This is a genomic window from Mesoaciditoga sp. (assembly GCF_054006115.1).
In genome coordinates this window covers 20334-39449 of sequence record NZ_JBPNHS010000034.1, presented here as the reverse complement: position 1 = coordinate 39449, position 19116 = coordinate 20334, and the positions used below count along the sequence as shown (strand labels likewise).

Annotated in this window: 18 protein-coding genes; 2 read left to right on the top strand and 16 right to left on the bottom strand. The window is 36.7% G+C overall.

All coding sequences use genetic code 11. The annotated features are described in order from the left end of the window. Positions 1–211 precede the first annotated feature (211 nt). Together ACXJIN_RS06875 and ACXJIN_RS06870 are read right to left on the bottom strand one after the other, a co-directional pair. On the bottom strand, positions 212–1231 hold the full coding sequence (locus tag ACXJIN_RS06875; RefSeq protein WP_456400752.1) for an NHL repeat-containing protein: 1020 nt from the start codon (positions 1229–1231) through the stop codon (positions 212–214). A gap of 30 nt (positions 1232–1261) precedes the next feature. After that, a complete protein-coding gene (locus ACXJIN_RS06870) occupies positions 1262–1732 on the bottom strand; it encodes a hypothetical protein (protein ID WP_456400750.1) in 471 nt (156 codons plus the stop codon). Between the two features lie 902 nt (positions 1733–2634). Here ACXJIN_RS06870 and ACXJIN_RS06865 point away from each other — a divergent pair. Further along, positions 2635–4134 (top strand): hypothetical protein, encoded by a 1500-nt coding sequence (locus tag ACXJIN_RS06865; protein ID WP_456400748.1) that lies wholly within the window; start codon positions 2635–2637, stop codon positions 4132–4134. A 58-nt stretch (positions 4135–4192) separates the two neighbouring features. Further along, positions 4193–5125: an asparagine synthase-related protein gene (locus ACXJIN_RS06860; RefSeq protein ID WP_456400746.1), complete on the top strand. Its 933-nt coding sequence runs from the start codon at positions 4193–4195 to the stop codon at positions 5123–5125. On the opposite strand, the gene ACXJIN_RS06855 is transcribed toward ACXJIN_RS06860, so the two are convergent. From ACXJIN_RS06855 to ACXJIN_RS06790, 14 genes are all read right to left on the bottom strand, one after another. Beyond that, on the bottom strand, positions 5122–5484 hold the full coding sequence (locus tag ACXJIN_RS06855) for a DUF4258 domain-containing protein (RefSeq protein WP_456400744.1): 363 nt from the start codon (positions 5482–5484) through the stop codon (positions 5122–5124). The genes ACXJIN_RS06860 and ACXJIN_RS06855 overlap by 4 nt on opposite strands. Then, positions 5481–5720, bottom strand: a complete 240-nt coding sequence (locus tag ACXJIN_RS06850) for a glutaredoxin domain-containing protein (protein WP_456400742.1) — start codon at positions 5718–5720, stop codon at positions 5481–5483. Before ACXJIN_RS06850 ends, ACXJIN_RS06855 begins: the two co-directional genes overlap by 4 nt. Before the next feature lie 155 nt (positions 5721–5875). Further along, positions 5876–7063, bottom strand: coding sequence for a methionine adenosyltransferase (gene metK, locus ACXJIN_RS06845; RefSeq protein WP_456400740.1), 1188 nt, complete (start codon positions 7061–7063; stop codon positions 5876–5878). Further along, entirely contained in the window at positions 7060–7389 is a 330-nt protein-coding gene (locus ACXJIN_RS06840) for a hypothetical protein (protein WP_456400738.1), read from the bottom strand. The genes metK and ACXJIN_RS06840 overlap by 4 nt, the downstream gene beginning before the upstream one ends. After that, positions 7373–8611 (bottom strand): GTPase HflX, encoded by a 1239-nt coding sequence (gene hflX, locus ACXJIN_RS06835; protein ID WP_456400736.1) that lies wholly within the window; start codon positions 8609–8611, stop codon positions 7373–7375. The genes ACXJIN_RS06840 and hflX overlap by 17 nt, the downstream gene beginning before the upstream one ends. Next, positions 8608–8871, bottom strand: coding sequence for an RNA chaperone Hfq (hfq, locus tag ACXJIN_RS06830; RefSeq protein ID WP_456400734.1), 264 nt, complete (start codon positions 8869–8871; stop codon positions 8608–8610). The genes hflX and hfq overlap by 4 nt, the downstream gene beginning before the upstream one ends. Before the next feature lies 1 nt (position 8872). Beyond that, the gene (gene miaA, locus ACXJIN_RS06825) at positions 8873–9775 is read right to left on the bottom strand and encodes a tRNA (adenosine(37)-N6)-dimethylallyltransferase MiaA (protein ID WP_456400732.1); all 903 of its coding nucleotides are present in this window, start codon (positions 9773–9775) and stop codon (positions 8873–8875) included. Then, positions 9772–10518, bottom strand: a complete 747-nt coding sequence (locus ACXJIN_RS06820; RefSeq protein WP_456400754.1) for a class I SAM-dependent methyltransferase — start codon at positions 10516–10518, stop codon at positions 9772–9774. Before ACXJIN_RS06820 ends, miaA begins: the two co-directional genes overlap by 4 nt. Beyond that, on the bottom strand, positions 10454–10702 hold the full coding sequence (locus ACXJIN_RS06815; protein ID WP_456400730.1) for a hypothetical protein: 249 nt from the start codon (positions 10700–10702) through the stop codon (positions 10454–10456). Before ACXJIN_RS06815 ends, ACXJIN_RS06820 begins: the two co-directional genes overlap by 65 nt. 17 nt (positions 10703–10719) lie before the next feature. After that, a complete protein-coding gene (locus tag ACXJIN_RS06810; protein ID WP_456400728.1) occupies positions 10720–11520 on the bottom strand; it encodes a hypothetical protein in 801 nt (266 codons plus the stop codon). Between the two features lie 16 nt (positions 11521–11536). Further along, positions 11537–13918 carry a carbohydrate ABC transporter permease gene (locus ACXJIN_RS06805; protein WP_456400726.1) on the bottom strand — a complete coding sequence of 794 codons (2382 nt, stop codon included), beginning with the start codon at positions 13916–13918 and terminating at the stop codon, positions 11537–11539. A 10-nt stretch (positions 13919–13928) separates the two neighbouring features. Further along, complete coding sequence (locus ACXJIN_RS06800; RefSeq protein WP_456400724.1) at positions 13929–15233, bottom strand: carbohydrate ABC transporter permease; 1305 nt, start codon at positions 15231–15233, stop codon at positions 13929–13931. A gap of 34 nt (positions 15234–15267) precedes the next feature. Beyond that, complete coding sequence (gene upp, locus ACXJIN_RS06795) at positions 15268–15897, bottom strand: uracil phosphoribosyltransferase (protein WP_456400722.1); 630 nt, start codon at positions 15895–15897, stop codon at positions 15268–15270. Beyond that, positions 15894–19109 carry a GGDEF domain-containing protein gene (locus tag ACXJIN_RS06790; protein WP_456400720.1) on the bottom strand — a complete coding sequence of 1072 codons (3216 nt, stop codon included), beginning with the start codon at positions 19107–19109 and terminating at the stop codon, positions 15894–15896. The genes upp and ACXJIN_RS06790 overlap by 4 nt, the downstream gene beginning before the upstream one ends. Between the last annotated feature and the right edge of the window lie 7 nt (positions 19110–19116).

Sequence of the window (19116 nt, the reverse complement as noted above, 5' to 3'; positions counted from 1 at the left end):
CTATAACCAACTTAACGTCTTTCAATCCGCTCAAAGCTTCTTCCATTCATTTACCTCCCATGTAAAATATAGTTGTGGTTACAAAGAACTTTGAAACTCGAATTAGATTCTGTACAGAAATCCATATTATTTCCTAAGACTTTTGGGATTATTTTAATGAAGGACCCTTTGATAATTCATTCTACAAGTTATTTTGACAAGACTAAATCACTCATTTTTCTGGTTCCAAATAGAAAAATTGTATGCTTTTATTTGGTAGAGCCAGGGAACTTGAAACCGCAACTAAAACTTTTCCGTTTTTCTTATGGTAAGCTAAAAGCCCACTTTCTATTTTCATCTTTTGTATTTTTTGCACAGTTCCCAATTTGTTTAAGTTTTCATCGTATACAACGAAACCACCTTTTTCATCACTTATCCACAAATTTTTAGCAAAAGTGAATATTTTATCTCCGGATACTTGAATCTTTTTCAAAATTCTTCCAGATTGATCGAATTTGTATAAAAAGTTTCTTCCAAACCCATCATTACCAACAACGTATATGTCATTGCTCAAAACAGTCAAGCTTTCTGGATGATGAACAAGATAATATTCGTTTTTACTGAGAAAAACATCTGCTTTTTTTGGTGAATCGACTTTATATATTGGCATTTTGAATTTTTGTAAGATTTTTCCATTCATGTTGTAGATCATCACTTCATCTTTTGTCCCATCGGTCACATATATTTTGGAATTAAAAACTTTTATGTCTGTAGGATATGCCAGATCGCCAAATTCGTTCATTAATTTTCCGGAAAGATTGAAGACCAGGATGTTTTGATTCTTTTTGTGTGATTCGATATCAACATAGTAAGTGTTCCCTTTTTTCTCTTCTTTCTTTATGTAACCTCTCGTACTGTAAGCGACAAATATTTCATCATTCGCAACCGACATTCCACCGAAATAAGGTATTGCATGTGTTGCCGTACTTTCAACATTTTTAACATTCCACAGGGACCAATAATTTTTTAGCGTGCCATCGTAGCTGTAAACATCCAATTCTCCGTCTTTTGATAGGATAATTACACTACTTGTAGTCATGGCGATATCCGAAATGCCACAAGATGGGAATTCAAACTTTGGAGATTGCCAAATATCATTTGCCACTTCGAAACTTCCGTTCAAAAAGTTAAAAGCGAACGCCAATGTGAATATGCTAAGAGTTAAAATCACTCCCATTAAAATTTTTTTCATTCTCTTCGCTCCTTCCTTCAAGCGAATTTTCTAAAAATCTCTTTCTTCATATATTTCTCGAAAATGATCTGTGCCTTTAAAAACGTATATATCTGTATTATGAATTTTGCCATCGTACCAATAATATGCCTCTACACCTTCGCGACATACCATAACGGCTGTTCCATACAAATATCCCCTTTTATATGGTGAAACCGTCATATGAATATTCAGAGTTTCCGTATATGATGTTGAGCCTCCATATCCAAAGTGAAATGAAGCATATCTTATTCCAGCATTGCCACTAAAAGAAAAACTCTGAGTTATTGTTTTGCTTCTTCCCCAATCTACAACTAAGGGATTGGGACTATCATTTGTTACATCTGCAAGAATATGCCAAGCTCCATCTTCTGTCCATAACATATTTACACTTGTAATTACCCATTGATTAGAGTACGCAAAAACTGTTCCAAATAACATGAATATCATTATTGATAAAATTATCAAAGTATGTTTATTCATTTTCATACTTCATCCTCCTCTACATTTCTATTTTTCCATGACAAGGTCCATCCTAAGTTGTACATGGGATTTGGTCGACATAACAGAATATTTCAAAGTCATTAACACAATAGCTGTACGCAAAAAACCAAAGTGTAATCCGCACCAACAACCAAGTTCATCACCATTTTGATTAGGTTCAACAATCCAATTTATTTAATCTATCCTCTTTCATTTCTAAATTCAAAAATACTCTTGAAGAGTACAACGATTAATGGTCAAGGTGGCTAAATACGCACATTTTTCTCACCTCCCCTCTACGCATTTTTAGTCACGATGACAGCCATTTTCTGCAATTCGACAAGCATTTCTTACTGTTTTAAATTTTCTACAACAGTGATTTGAGGATTTTTATCACTTCTGCTTTGTAGCAACAGGTGGATGTGGTACGGTAGTTTGGTTACCTCCATCACCCCCATCTGCAAAAGATACAAAACTTATGAGAATTAACGATACGATTGTGAATAAAACGATAAATTTCCTCATAACTTTTCCTCCCCACATACAACAACAAATTCAGTATAAAGCCAATCTAAATGACTGTCAAATTTTACGATCTCGCAGGTTACTGTGAACAAAGGAATTGAAGCACGTGTTTTTTATGCATTTTCTGCAATTTGAATTTTTCATATGATAACTACGTGAATATGTTATGATAAATCCGTCATGGGGTGGCTAACATGAGGAATTTTTTTAAATTTGCAAATGCATTGTTCATTTATGGTTCGTTCTCTAGGCCTTTTTGCAACATGGCTTTAGATTTAAATATCGACAAAGTATGGAAAATGTATCTCTTTTCTATAAAATCGTATTGGCTAAGAAAATATACAAAAGCGCTTGAATGCGCAGAAAAAGGGTTAAAAGTGCTAAAAAAACGAATTTTGAAAAAAATGAAAGGCACGGGGCCAATAGAATATGAAAAAGGAAAGAATCTATTTTATCTTCTTTCGATTCACAAACTCTTGATTTTAGAGAAGATAAAAAGCCAAGAAGCAAGCTATTTGTATAAAAAACTGAAAAGTGATTATTCCAAAATGCCAATTATAGCGAGGAAAGTGGCCACTCCAACTTTTTTCAATCATTTCTCTATCGAAAACGATGTATCAAAACCAAGAATATGGAGCAAGATATATGAGCAAGATAATTCAGCTTGGGCATTCATACTTCTAGGAAAAGCAAGAGATGAAGCCAAAAAGGGAAATGTGACAAAATCTTTTTCGATTTTTCTTAAAGCTTTCAAAATTGCTGAGACGATTCCACATCCTTCTGGAATGTTAAATTCACTCAACGATATTGCATGGTACACAAGGAATATTCATCCATTTTGGTCGTGTGGCATTGCGAAGAAAGCGGTGTGTTTAGCAGGGTGGTATTTTGAAGATGTGGAATACGTCTTTTTTTCATTCGATACGCTTATAGATTGTCAAGTACTTGCAAAAGATGAAAAGTTGTACGAAAGTGTAGGCTTGATTCTCCTTGCGAAAGAATATCTTCCAAACGGTTCTGATCGAGAAAGCCAAGGACATTATCACAAGAGAATAGAACTTTGCAAACGCATTGCTCCGAATTTTGGAATCTCAAGATATGAAAATAACGAAGAAATAGGACAATATCTCAAAAAATACGTCAAAAGTATAACATATGCTGCAAAAAAATGCGGTGTAACCGAAAAAGGCATTTCCTGCATCATTCGTACAAAGACGAATGAAATTCGTGGAGGTACTTTGAAAAAGTTAATGCGTGGATTGAAGATAGAGCCGAACGTACATTCACCATTTGCAATTCGCAACGAATACACCAAGATGGTAATAGAAAATGGATTTGAGAAAGCGATTGAAGAAGCCAAAAAGATGAATCAAAGCGAAAGAACAATTTTGTTGATATCCACGTACATGACCTATTTTGATAGAAGAAAAAACTTACCTTATTTGAGCAGGAAAGGGAAATTCAAAGAGGCGTTTGACTTGCTAAACAACATGGAAAAATTCAAAACATTCATGTTCAAAAGATACGAAACTATGGAATTCGTGAATTCAATGATTAAAGCACATCCATTCATCCAAGCGAGAAAAGATTTGGCCAAAGCTTATCTTGAAAGAATGCCAAAAAGAATGAGAGAAAGATTCATACAAAAATACATTGCCATGGATGAAGGAGAAAAGAAAATCATTGACAGATTCGCAAGGGATTACATACGATATAACATAAAATGGGGAATGAGGGTGAATGTTCCAGATGAGATGAAGGATTTGATTCAATCTTTTCATCTCAAAAAAAGACCAGCGTCTCTTGGCTATTGGGCTTTGGATGATGAAGAAAAAAGGGAAAAACTTGTTGATGTGCTAAAAAGATTATACTTTTAAATTAATTTAAGAGAGGTGAATTCATATAAAAGATTGTGAAAAGATCTTATCTCCATTCGTGCAAGACATAAGAGAAACTATTGGACATGGCAAGTTGTATGTAGCATTTTCAGGAGGATTAGATTCAAGTGTTGTGGCAGCGCTTGCTAAAATAGCTCTTGGTAAAGAAAAAGTAGAACTTGTGACCACACGTTTTTATTTTACTTATCCTCAAACTCTGAAAATAGTCAAGGATTTTTCGAATTCACTTGGATTAAAACACACTTTTGTAGATGCAACGGAATGGCAAGCAAAAATATGGAAAGGTGGACCTTCGTGTAACGCATGTACAAGAGGTCCTAAGCTTACAAGCGTAAAAGAATATGCCAATGGTGAATTGGTGGCCACAGGGGCTGAAAATGAAGATACGTGGGGACAATGTGGTTTGAAGGTGTTTAATGGTTTTTACTCTCCGCTTTTTTCCACTTCGCGAGAGAAAGTCAGAAAATTGGCTGATTGTCTTGGAATAAAACCAAAAAAAATAGGAGAAAATGAAGGAAGAGAAGGATGTATTCTCAAACATCTTTTAAAGATGATGGCTGTTCCAAATTTTCATGGTGCTGCCGTTTACAAATCAAATACTTTGTTGATGGATATTATTAAAAAGAGTGGATTAAATTTTTCCATAGCAAATGCTAAAATCATAGGTCCACTTTCAAAGAATATAGCGTTGATAAATCTAAAGCCTTTTCCCTCACATGAACTTGAAAAAGAAATAAAGAAGGAAATTATGGAAATTGATGAAATATCTGAAGTTGAACTTGTTAAGAAGCCTATTACACTCGAAATTATTGCAAATCCTGGAATTTATAACAACAAAAGGTCGAGGTATTGGATAGAGAATGGAAGACTTGCTCCTGATTTCTCTTCTAAAATAGAGGTTATTTGGAAATTATCTAAAAATAATCGCTTAAAGACTTTTAGCGTTGTTTCTTATCACTTTAAAAGCTAAGAATTCTTAAAAGCCGTTACCAAAATCAGATTGTCTCCATCTGTTCCAAGAATTGCGGTAATGGTACCATTGGTGATTCTTATTCGACCATTTTTCTGCAACTTTGCCTGAGAGTTTTCATCTTCAAGCAAGTCTTTCAATTCCTTAAAAGTTATTCCACGCTCCTGAAGACGCTGATAAGCGTGTGGAGAAAGAGAAAGATATTTTTCGATAGAAGAAATGTATATTCGAGACGAAGTGTGAAAATTTTTTACCTTCGTTCCTGATGTGATTAGCCAATAAACGATACCGATTACAAATACGATAAAGAGAATTTGCAGTACCATTAAAAATTGAAAAGGGTAGAAAACCCTTTTCAATTCACTCCCAATAACTTATTTATCTTAGAGCGGTTAAAACCCACCACAATTTGGTTTCCTATTTCTATAACCGGAACCCCATATTGATGTGTTTTCTTTACCATCAACTCTGCCTCTTTTGGATTTTTAGACACATCCACATCTTTAAAAGGGAGGCCTAAAGATTTGAAGTAATTTTTCGCCGCCCTGCAATGAGGGCACGATGGTGTGGAGTATATTTTTATTTTTAACGCCATCTTTACACCTCCATAATCTTTTTATACCCTGGGTGGGTATGAATTCACGAATATTATACCAAATGAATCTTGTTTTTTCAACCATCTTCCTCCGTGGAAAAGAAAAAAGCCCCCTCCTGTGAGGGAACTTTTATCGTATGACTTATCAAATTTTGTTATTTAACAGCCGCTTTTAAATCAGACACTTTATCTAATTTTTCCCACGGAAGATCCAGATCATTTCTTCCAAAATGCCCGTAAGCGGCCACTTTTTTGTAGAGAGGTCTTAAGAGATTGAGATTTTTTATTATGGCGCCTGGCCTAAAATCAAAGAGATCATTTATAACTTTCGTGAGCTCAATGTCGGATACAACTCCCGTTCCATAGGTGTCAACAAATATTGAAACTGGTCTTGCAACACCTATGGCGTATGCAAGTTGAACAAGGCATTTTTTTGCCAATCCAGCTGCAACAACGTTCTTCGCAACATATCGTGCCATATAAGAGGCTGAACGGTCAACTTTTGTTGGATCTTTTCCGCTAAACGCTCCCCCACCATGAGGAGCGACCCCTCCATAAGTGTCAACGATTATCTTTCTACCCGTTAATCCCGTGTCGGCCATTGGGCCACCTATGACGAATCTTCCTGTTGGGTTTATATATATCTTGGTATTTTTTGTCATGTACTCCTGAGGTACAATTTTGTTTATAACTTCTTCACGAATTCCATTTTCAAGGTCAGTTTCAGAAACATTAGGATCGTGTTGTGTAGAAACCACAATGGCATCCACAGCTATTGGTTTTCCTTTATTATCAAATTCAATGGTTACCTGGGTTTTACCATCAGGCCTTAAAAAGTCCAGCACTTTTTCTTTCCTTACCTGGGTTAGCCTTCTGGCAAGTTTATGGGCCAAAGATATACTCAAAGGCATATACTCTTCCGTTTCGTCTGAAGCGTAACCAAACATTATGCCCTGATCTCCGGCTCCTATTTTTTCTAAAGGATCTTCAGCTCTTTCTCCTTCTTTGAATTCCAACGCGTTGTCCACGCCGAGTGCAATATCTGGAGATTGTTCATCAATGGCAGTAACAACGGCACACGTTTCTCCATCGAAACCGTACTTTGCGCGTGTGTAACCTATGTCTAGAACAGTTTGACGAACAATGGTTGGAATATCTATGTAGGCTTTTGTCGTCATCTGTCCGGCAACCATAACTTCTCCCCTTAAGACGAACGTTTCTACAGCCACACGACTTTGTGGATCCTGAGCTAGCGCTTCATCCAAAATAGCATCAGATATCTGATCGGCTATCTTGTCTGGATGACCTTCTGTAACGCTTTCGCTTGTAAAAAGTTTTTTCACTTTTCCTTTTCCTCCTTTGAATTTAAAAGTTCTTCGTATTCTTCAAAGGTCAAGAAACGACCTTTTTCTATTTTATAAGATATCAACTTGTAGTTTTCATCAAATTCGGCATGAATAAACACCCTATCTTCAAACGTATCACCCACGAGTTCCTTGTCTAAAAGAACAGGGGCTCTTTCATCATAACTCATTCTAAAGTCATATCCCTTTTTGAAGTAAGATTTGAAAAGAGAACCTTTTTCACTTTGCACATATGAAACGATGTTTTCATTTTTCATATAAAATGGAAATGCACTTTTTCCTTTTTTTCTACGTTGAAAGAACATCTATTTCCTCCGTGAATTTTTCAAGAATGGCCGGATGTATTTTCAAATGAACTTTAACGCTTTCACTCATGTTTTCAACGTTTAAGATGCGCATTCCAACGGTTCTTGAAATTTTAAACCACTTTTGATTTGGAATTTCAATACATTTTTCCACATAATTATGCGTCACCTTTTCTCTTATTTTATCTATCAAGTCTTCCAGGTAAAGCCTTTTTTTTGCAGAAATAAGTACAGCATTTGGATATTCCAAGCTCAATCTTTTTAAACGGGTTTTGTCACAAAGGTCTATCTTGTTTATTACTAACAACCACGGAATAGAGCCTGCTCCTATCTCTTGAAGAATGTTTTGAGAAATTTTGAATTTTTTCTCCAAAGCTTCATCGCTTCCGTCTACTACCAATAAAATTAAATCTGAATCCAAAACCTCTTCCAGAGTTGAGCGAAACGCGTTTACCAGCTGTGTTGGCAATTTTGATATAAATCCAACAGTATCTGACGCCAAAGCGTGCACATTTTCTCCAAGCCAAATTTTTTTAGTCGTGGGATCCAGTGTGGTAAAGAGTTTATCTTCGCTTTTAACATCGAAACCGCTCAATCTTTTCAGCAATAGTGATTTTCCCGCATTCGTGTAACCCGCTATTGAAATCTTTGGAAGAAGAGATTCGCTCCTTTTCCTTTTCTTCAATCTTCTATTTTTTGAAAGTTTTGAAATTTTCATCTTCAAATTTCTTATTCTTTCACGAATGGCCCTTCTATCTGTTTCTAATTTCGATTCACCTGGCCCTCGAGTACCAATTCCTCCACCTGTTCTTGAAAGGTGAGAATGAGAACCTTTTAAATGCGATAAACGGTATTCAAGCACTGCAAGCTCTACTTCAGCTTTTCCCTCACTTGTCCGAGCGCTTCTGGCAAAGTTTTTCAATATTATCTCTGTTCTATCAAGCACTTCAACATTCAACAAATCTTCGAGTTTTGTTTTTTGAACAACGCTCAATTCATCATCGGCTATTATCCCATCTGCGTCGTAGAGTTGCAAATATTTGGCTATCTTTTCAAGCTTTCCTTTTCCAACGTAAGTATTTAGCGGTTTATCGAGAAGCTGCCAGAATTTTGCCACGCTAAAAATACCCACCGATCTGGCAAGCTCTTCTAATTCTAACAGATTCCTTTCAACATCTTCATTTTTTGAATGCATTGCGCTTACAAGAATGGCTCTTTTCAACTTTCCTCCGTCTCTTCGCCTTCTTCGTTTTCTTCACTTACTTCAGAAAGTTTAACGTATTCCAATGGAATAACCGTGCTTATAGCATGCTTGTAAACCATATTTTGTTGCTTTCCACTTTCAATAAGCACCGTGTAATTATCAAATGACTTTATAAAACCCTTCACCTGGAAGCCGTTAACTAAATAGATCTTGGCTTCAATTCTCTTCTTCCTTAAGAAGTTCAAAAGACGATCTTGAAGGTTTTGTCTTTCTTTCATTTTAATCCCCCCAATTTAATTTTTTAAGGATTTCTCCAAATAATTTTTCTTCATTTTCGGAAAGATCTAGCCACGTTGCATCTTTGTATTTTCTAAACCACGTAAGCTGCCTTTTGGCAAACCTTCTTGTTTGCTTTTTTATCTCTTCTACACATTCTTCGTACGTCATCTCTCCGTTTAAGTATTTTACCACTTCTTTGTATCCTATCGAATTCATTGAAGGAAGCTCTTTTGAAAATCCCATTTTCAACAAATTATCTACTTCTTCAACAAATCCTTCCTCAAACATTTTTTCCACTCTTCTGTTTATTCTATCGTACAGTCTTTCCCTTTTTATATTGAGAACAAACATCACAAAACGATCATCACGTTTTCTCTTGCTCCAGAACTTGGAAATAGGTTCACCCGTTAATATGTAAATTTCCAGAGCTCTAATTGTTCGAATTTTATCTTTTTCGCTGAACTTATTGTAAGCTATCGAATCAACTTTTTTAAGGATTTTTCTCAGCGCTCCTGGCGACTCTTCTTCTATTCTTTCAAGCGAGGAACGAATTGCTTCGTTTTTCGATGGTCCTTCAAATATACCATATCTTATTGCATCAACGTAAAGTCCGCTTCCACCGACTAAAATTGGTCTTTTACCGCGATTTAATATATCATTGACAATTTCCAAAGCCATTTTTTGGAACTTTTTCACATCGAATTCTTCATCTGGCTCTATTATATCCAACATGTAGTGTGGTATTCCGTTTTTTTCTTTTATCTTCGCTGTTCCGATGTCCATGTATTTATGAATTTGCATGGAATCAACCGATATTATCTCGCCGTCTACCTTTTTAGCGAATTTCACTGCAAAAGAGCTTTTTCCAACTCCTGTCGGACCGGTGAAAATTGGAATTTTCAAATCTTTATCACTCCGTAGCCTATACCACTTTTGGCGCTTCCAATGACTTCATCAAAATCGTATCTATCAAAGATTGAATCGTTCCACTTTGCCTTAACCACAACTCTTTTTTTCGCTATTTTTTTCATGATTTCTATATCTTCAACGCTCACATTTGAGTTATCGGTAAAAGGCCTCATTGAATTCATAGCAGAGGAATCATAGCTCGGGTGTTCAAACATCGGATCAACGTAAACACAATCGAATTTCTCACTACTTTTTCTTATGAACTCTTTGTAATCGGCCTGCACAATTTTGATTCTTTCAATGGCTTCCGCTATCCATTTGTAAAGTTTATCTTTTCTCTTCATACCTTCTTCGACAATTAGACTTATAAGCGGCGACTTTTCTATACCAACTACTATACCATTTGGCAAAAAGTGAGCCATCAGTATGGCCTCACTTCCCAATCCCAAAGTACAGTCCAAAACTCTTTCGTTTCCTTTTAAATCAAGAGCTTCAAGAAGATGATCTTTTTGTCCACTGTCAACGTTGGATTTTCTTATCACCGCAAGAGACGGATGAAAGAAAAAACGTTTTCCATCTTTCACCGCAGAAATTTTATCGCTTTCCACAATCACAATAGCCTCATCTTTCCTTTGTACAAGATGACGCCTAGAAATATAACGTACTCCGAGCTTATCTGCCACTTCCAAAGCCCGGAGTACTTGTTGACGATTTGGTTTGTGAGATGTTGTTACCACTATTTTCAACTTGTCTTTGCAACTCCTTCAATTCTTCTTCCAGATTGGTAAATTCGTCGTTTAATTTCTTGTATTCTTTTAACGTTTCGTGATATTTCAAATTGGTCGCTCTGAAATTCACGTACGAAACCACGTTGAAATAGATAAGCCAGCTTATTATCACAATTAGTATTACATAAATCAAATACTTTGATCTTCTTTTCACGGCAAAACGATTTTTAAATTGCTCGAGGATATGCTTATTTCAGTTGACGCCACTGTTTGAGTCGCGTTGTTTATTGACACGTTTGCACTGTACCCTCCTTGAGTTGGTGCACAAAATGGGTAAAGGACAAATGTGTACGCTTCATTTTGGAAATCGTAATTATCTTCTCTACATCTTTTGGTAAAAGTAAATGTTTTCATTCCATCTGAAACCGTTGCAAAGTACGTTCCATTCCTTGGAGTTTTGTATTCTACTTTCAACCTCACAAGTTTATCCCTATCTAATGAGATAGCATTCAGAGATATCTTGGAATTCTCTGGCGTTGAGAAGTTCGAAAGGTTCCACAGTACCATTATGGTTTTGTTTTGCCCAACACTGCCAATCGAAAAATCCGATTTTTCGAATTTCTGATTTGAATAATCGTAAAAGTACGCTTTAACATCGCTTGCGTTCGATATTTGAAACACTTTTGTGATGGTAGTCGCCCCGTTCGTGTACACAACGGTTGCAGTTGGCAAAATGGAAAATTCAACGGCGTCAACGTCAAACGGAACGTTTACTCCTATGTTATTGGCCACTGGCGTTGGCAGATTCGAAACCAAATCCACATCTTTGTTGTACTCAGTTTCCAGATTCCCAGCCTTTATTGTTTTCACCTTCACGTAAACATGAAGCAGGGAAGCTGGTGTTAATTGGGAATAAAATTCGTAAGATACCATTGATTGGGTGTTAAAACATCCACTGAGCGCAAGCGCCACTAAAGCCAAACTCACGATTAAAAACACAATTTTTCTCAAAGGGACACCTCCCAAATTATTTCAGGCCACTTCGAGCGATACCTTGAATGAAGTACTTTTGCGCGAATAGGAACAGTATAACAATTGGTAACATCGAAAAGGTGGAAGCGGCCATCAACTGGTTGTACATCGTTCCTGCGTTGCTGCTGAAATTCTGCAATCCTACAGGCAAAGTACGCATTGAAGGTGTGTTTGTTACTATCAAAACCCACAAGAATGCGTTCCAACTTCCTACAAAGTTCAACAACGCCCCTGTAATTATAACAGGTTTTGACAGTGGAACAAGAATTGTCCAGAGAAATCTCCACTTTGAAGCGCCATCGATTTTTGCGGCATCGAAAAGCTCATCTGGTACGCTCATAAAGTTTTGTCTCATAAGGAATATAACGAACGCACTCGCTATCCACGGTATGATCAAAGCGTAGTAAGTGTTGAACCATCCAAACTTAACTATGGTTATGAAATTAGGAACGAGTAGCACTTCGCCTGGTATCATCATAGTGGCCAGGAACAACATGAAAAGGAAATTCCTTCCCTTAAAGTGAAGCTTTGAAAAGGCAAAAGCGGCCATTACTCCCACGATGATATTCAAAAATGTCGTGATCGTTGCCACTAACACGGTGTTGAAATAGTATCTGGCAAATGGAGCGGCATTCCAGGCGTCCACGTAATTTTGGAAGAGATTTGCCCATATCTGTGAAAATGAAAAGGTAGCCTTCACGTGAACGTTTGTGTTGAAAAACCAGACGCTGTTCAAATTTTTAAAGTAAATTTTTATCTTACCGTTAGCTGGGAAGTATTCAACTTTTTTTACAACAGAAGGTGCTTTTAAAATTTTCATGGTGTAGTAAACATCGTTGTACACATTTGTAAAGTTCCAAATGGCTTTTTGATCTTCCCATGTTTCCCTTAAAAGTTGCTCAACTGCATCTTTCTTTTCCGTATTTTTTGACAGGTAAGCGTCCACGGATTCCAATTGCCCGGTCAAAACCTGTGTTGAATTTGGGTATTCTGATGAAAATGCGTTGTTAATTTTAAGCGCCAAAGCGGAAAAATCAGATGCGTATTTTTTAACCATGGAATCTAATTCTTTGGCTTGCGAATTCGAGAGAGATGAATACAATATCTTCATGCTTGACGTTATGGAAGAAAGTTTTCCAAAAACGAAAGCCGCTTTTTGGGGGGTGTAACCAAGCTTAACAAGATCATCCTTCACGTTGGAATTCAACGATTTTATGAATGCGTTTAAGAAATTAGAACTACCTTGCTTTTTCAAAATCTTATCCGCCAAATTCACGTAATAAGAAGGCAGTTCTGCCTTTTTAAACGCACTTTCAAGATTTTCTTCTTTTTGTTTGGAAGACAAGAAAGTAAAGTCTATTTCTGGATTTTTTAAGGGGATATTTCTCAAGGAATTGTAAAAATTCTCAAGCTCTTTGAAAGAAATTAAAAGATTCATCCACTCTTTTAAGGGCTGAACGGCTCTCGAATTGTAAACGTTTAGGATTCCTCTCATCGATGGTGGAACGCTTCCAAACTTTTCATTCAGAATTTTTTCTAGATCTATTTTTGAAAATAATTCGTTGAATTTTTGAATGAGTTTGTTTTCGTCGTTTGAAAGTGTTCCCAATCCTTTCTTAAAGTTCTGCGTTTCTTTCAAAAATGAGTTCACATTTTTGGAATAAGAACCCGAGGAGAAAAAAGATTTTAGGAATTTTTTCTCTTCGATCGTTTTGTTGGAATCCCCCTTTTGAATTGCCAATCTTGGATTACGGGCCAAAATTGGCCCAAATCTGTTCATAAAAGATTGAACTGTTTTTCCAGTTTGGTACAGGTTGTTAACGTATTCAACTCTTGAAAGTATTGGATGATCTCCGTACTTAAAAACCGTGATAAACTCTTTCATATATTCTGTGGGCTTGGACTCCAATTCCTTCATCTTGGTGAAAAGACTGACGAATTTCGATGGATACTTTCTTGAATCAATATCAGAGATCACTTTCTTGAATTCATCTTTGTTCACAGAAGTGGCGTATTTGGGATTATTTTTACCTTCTTTTAAAAGCACATGAAGGGTTCCGCGAACAGGTGGGGTTCCCACGAGTTTTATCGTTAAAAGATTAGGGGAAACCTCTTTTTTTGTATTTCCAGATGTAAGGAACTGCTGAAGGCTCAAAGCAGCGTAGTTAACGCCAGCATATGCTGAATGATCTATACCGGCTGGAATATACCTTGTACTCAACGCATTACCAGTTCCCCACGAGGGAGGCCAAACTTGAACTTCTTCAGGTAACTTTAAAGAGGTGTCTACCATCCATACAAAAGGCATAAGCATGATAGCGGCGCCGGCAAAAGCGATTATGTAAAGTATTAGTTCTACAAATCCGTTCTTTTTCATCTCGTTCACCTCAAGCGTATTCTACTTTTTTACGACTTGCCCTGAATTGGATCAAAGTGAAGATCAGTATTATTCCAAAGAGCACGTATGCGGCGGCTGATGCCAATCCCATCTGTTGATCTCCGTAAAATTCGTTGAATATGTAATAAACAATGGTCAATCCACTATTGTTGTACGGACCAGGCACACCTTGGTACAAAACGTAGACTTCTGTGAATACCTTAAATGCACCTATTACCGACACTATAAGCACGAAAAAGGTCATTGGCGAAAGTAAGGGCCACGTTATGTAAAAGAATTTCTGAGTATTTGTGGCTCCGTCTATGTCTGCGGCTTCATAATAAAATTTGTCAATGGACTGAAGACCGGCAAGAAATATTATCGCATTGTATCCTATGGTTTTCCATATCGACATAACTGCAATTGTTGGAATAGTCCAAACTTCGTTTTTCAGCCATGCCTGAGGCGGAAGTCCCATAAGTGAAAGCGCGTAATTCAAAAGACCAAACTGATCATTGTATATCCATTGCCATACCAAACTTATCGCGACTATTGAAGTTACAAATGGCATAAAGTAAGAAGTTCTCAAAATCGCTTTAAACCATTTCAATCTGTTTAGAAGTAAAGCCACGAGTAAAGCGAAAAATATGTTTGCAGGTACGTACAAAATAACGTAATATGCTGTATTCCACAACGCCTTTATAAAATCCCCGTTGTCCTTGACAATGTTAAGCCATTGGTAAACCCCATAAGGACTTGCAAAGGTATATCTCATAAAAAGATACGTTGTTACCAATGCCACAAATGTCCAAAAGTGGTGCTGCTTCATGGTCGAAACGAAAGAACTTTTTCTAAAAAGAATCAATAACAAAGCCGCAACTAAGAAAAAGATAGAAACGTACATGGCTTTGTCTAAATTTTGAATGACAATGTTCATAAAAGCAAGACTCAAAGCGGTTACCCCAAACACATATATGGTTTCAAAAAGCCGTGGCTTTTCTGTTTTGTTGAAAAGCTGTAAAAAAAGGAAAAACGCGTACATAAGCACGATTGCCGTGCTTACATAGACCGTGCTGTAAGCTAAAGCTTTTACAAATGAATACGGCGGAGGCGAATCCAATTGAAAGAGCTGAATGTAATTCCCAAAACCAATGAATTGCGGGCTCTTAAGATGTGCGTAATTCCAATTGAAAAAAGAAAGATAAAAAGAATAGCCAACTGGCCAAAAAACAAAAACAGACATTACCGCCAATGCCGGCAAAACGAAGAGATATCCCGACACGGCTTCTCGTAATTCCCTCTTGCTGTGTTTCAAATGATATCACCTCCATAAGTAGGTGATTATACCATTATTTTGTCCTGTAAAGTCTATCTCCCGCATCTCCAAGTCCAGGAAGTATGTAAGCTTCTTCATTCAGCATCCTGTCTACAGATGAGGTGTATATTTTCAAATCTGGATGAGAATTCTCTAAAATTTCTATTCCCTGCGGAGCGGCAAGAATAGAAAGCATCGTTATGTGCTTGCCACCATTTTTCTTTACCAATTCCACGGCTTTTGCAGCGGATTTTCCAGTCGCAAGCATTGGGTCCAATATGAAAATTTCTGTATCTTCAAACATCTTTGGAAATTTCATGTAATACTCTACGGGCTTTTTCGTTCTTTCGTCTCTGTACAGACCAACGTAACCCACAGAAGCATTTGGAAGAAGTTGCAAAAATCCATCCATCATACCTAAACCGGCTCTTAAAATTGGAACTACGACAATGTTTTTATCGTTTATTTCGTAGCCTTTGCATTTTTCCAAGGGAGTTTCTATCATCTTTTCCCTTAAAGCAATGTGCCGAGTTGCTTCGTACGTCATCAACATGGTTATCTCTTTCACGAGCTCACGAAATTCCTTTGGACCGGTAGATTTATCCCTTAATATAGTAAGTTTGTGTAAAATTAAGGGATGATCGATAACAAAATGATTGTTCATACTTCACCCACCTTTTTTTCGATGTACGGAATCACCTTATTTTTTCCGTAAGACTTTGCCCAATACAAAGCTATATCGGCATTTTTAACCACTTCGTCCACACTATCGTTTTTTTCTACGTTAAGTTGGGCCACTCCCAGCGAAACGGTAAGATTTGACGGTATTATTTTGGCGCTTTCAACTCTTCTTCTAATTCTTTCACAGCTCTTAACGGCGTGCTCCAACGGAGTATGCGGAAAAACGATTAAAAATTCTTCTCCTCCATATCTTCCTACTGTGTCTATGCTCCTTACGTTGTCCATGATTATTTGCGCAACTCTTCTTAACACTTCATCACCCACATCGTGTCCATTTCTGTCATTTATTCTTTTAAAATTGTCTATATCCAGCATGGCGACACTCAAAAATTCGTTGTAGCGCCTTGATCTTTCCACCTCTTCGGCCAATTTATTCATGATATACCTTCTGGAATACAGATTTGTAAGCGAATCTATATTCGAAACCTTATCAGTTAGGCTCTTTTCTACGTGTGTTGCGTAAAATGGGACTACATGATCTAAAGCCAAAATAGCTTTGTCCATATCAATGTTCTTAGTTTTAAAACTTATCGAAAGGGTGTTATTTTGCATCCAGTAAAGGTAAACGAAATACTCCATTCCAAATATCCACGCAAAGTCCATATCCGGTTTTTCACTCGTATTCCATACATTTCCTTCTGGCGTTGTATGCAAGGTGTAATTTTCCACACCTATATTTTGACACAAAATTTCGGTTTCTAAAATCTTCGCTACGAATGTCGCAAGCGATTTTAAAGTTTCGTAAGCATTACCAAAGTTCCTAAAAATGGTGTAAGATGAGAAAAATTCATACGATTCTCTTACAAATGAGCGGCTTTCTACTTTGTGAGAAAGGTAAAGATACCTTCTTTTCAGTCCTACTTTTTTGGCGATTAACGCGGCCAAATTCATGTGATAATCTGCTGATTTTTCTAATCCGTTGCTTCTATAGACCTTTGAAAGTTGTTCCTCGTAAAAGATTTTTTGCAAATTCAAGTTGTTCATGTAGATATTCTTTCCCAATTTCTTTAACGCGAACACGCTGCCTTTATCCAATTGTTTTGCCAGAAAGTAAGCCATCAGGTAATCGTAATTCTCACTTTCAGATTTTTTTATCTGGTCTGTATTCTTCAAAAACGAGGATAGTTTCTCTATTCTGGTACTTTCAGTGTTTTTCATCATTTCTCTTACCATTTTTTCGTTGTCCGTATAAAGAGCGTACATGAATTTCAAATTTTCCCTTTCTTCGACATCTTCCACATTTTCTATTCCTTTATCTTCAAGATTTTCAACGTTTATTCTCACTTTAAACTCATTGGCGTAAGATGATACAGCCGGATCAGCCTTTAACGCATTTTTCAAAAATATTTCTCCTTTTTCTATTTCTCCAGTCTCAATCGCGTTTAAGGCAAGCATTAAATAGGAAAAAGACAATATGTTTTTCAATCCCTCATTCATGGAATCTTTCAAAGATCGAAGCGCTTCCTCGTTGGATTTTGAAATCATCTTCTCACTTAAAATGATTGAAATATTCATCTCTATAAGAGGTTTTAAATCGTTGAATTTGTACTCCTGGGCTATGGAAAGGGCCGTTTCGAACTCATCTATCGCTTCTTCTATCTTGCCTTCGAGTTCTAGCATCAATCCAGCATAATTTCTTGCCATACATTCCACTCTTCTTGCCTGAAGGGAACGTATTTTTTCAAGAGGAAAGATTATCTCATCGTAAAAATCAACAACGTTTTTGAATTTCGAAACGAGAACAGCGTACTTTCTCATTATCTCAATAAGAGGAGAAGTGTTGTTTTTCATCAGTGAAAAGTTTTTTCCATTCATAGATAAGACCACTGCATAGTAAGCGTTTCTAAACGTTCTTTTACCGAACTCTTCGGCTTTTTCAAAATGGAAATTCATTTTTTCATACTTTCCAAGTACCTTGTAAAAGAAGGCCTTTAGAGATTCGAATAACTCCAGTTTTCTCCCGGAAATGTTTTCAGCTGTTTTCACATATTCAAGCCCCAAACTTGGTTTTTCTCCTATTCTAGCCAAATGCCTCGCACTTTTGATAAGAAAATAAGGTTTCGGAGCTTCATAGGGTAAAGGATACACTTTCCACGTATTTTCCACAAATTCGTAACGTCCATTTAAAATGGATGATGAAAGTGCGAAGAGTTCCCCTTTCGTGCTTGCAAAAAGTGTCTTTACATCAGTCATTAAGATGGTATCTCTTCCAAAAAAAGTTCTTAAAAACCACGGAATCTCTTCTTTTGAGATCTTTGGAGCAAACAAAGTCCTTTCAGCAGGAAATTCAAAAAAAGGATGCAAAAATTCCACAATCTTTACGCTGGGATACAGTTGACGTAGCTGATTGCAAAAAACATGCATTTCTACAGAGTCGGCAGTGTTAAAAAAGTATGGGATTTTTTCTTCCATTGGAAAGAAAAAGGCCAGAGCCATTAGATCGGATTTAGACAATTCTTTTTCGTTTGAAAATATGTTACGCCACTCTTTTTGTCGATAAACCTCTTCTTTTATTTCTTCAATCGAAGAGAATATTCTTCCAATTTTTGAAAGAAATGGAAGAAATCTTTCAGCACCAATCATTGGAACGTAGATGTGTCCTTGGGCATTTTTCAAAGCCTCAATGAATTTTTCGTGTCTCCACACGCCTAAAGAAGGTAAAAATAATTGTGAATTTTGAACTTCTAATGATAATTCTTTCATGAGATGAAAGATGGCATCCATCTTTTCTCTGTATATTTTTGAAGGCCACCCTCCAGAATTTCTAAAAATAGTAGCCAGGGTTTTCACAGTTGTAAAGAAAGAAAATGGGTTTTCTATTTGTCCACTTATTACCCTTGGAAGCGTATCAAAATTTGGTATTATTACGGTCTTTCCCTTTTGAACCTTAATCCTGTCTTTTGTGACACGTCCAAAGTAAATACCATGTCTTGCACATTCGTAGAGAGACTTGAACAATTTTATAAATTCCTCATCACTTATTCTATCAGAATGAGGTTCAAGCTCTCCAATGACGAAGTGTACTTCTTTTTCTTTTACTTCAAATCCGTTTATGCTCGGAAAGCATCCACACTTTGGCAGTGCTCTCAAAAAACTTCTAGCGTTGTTCGTATTTTTCATTACCAGCGTTAACAATTTTTTG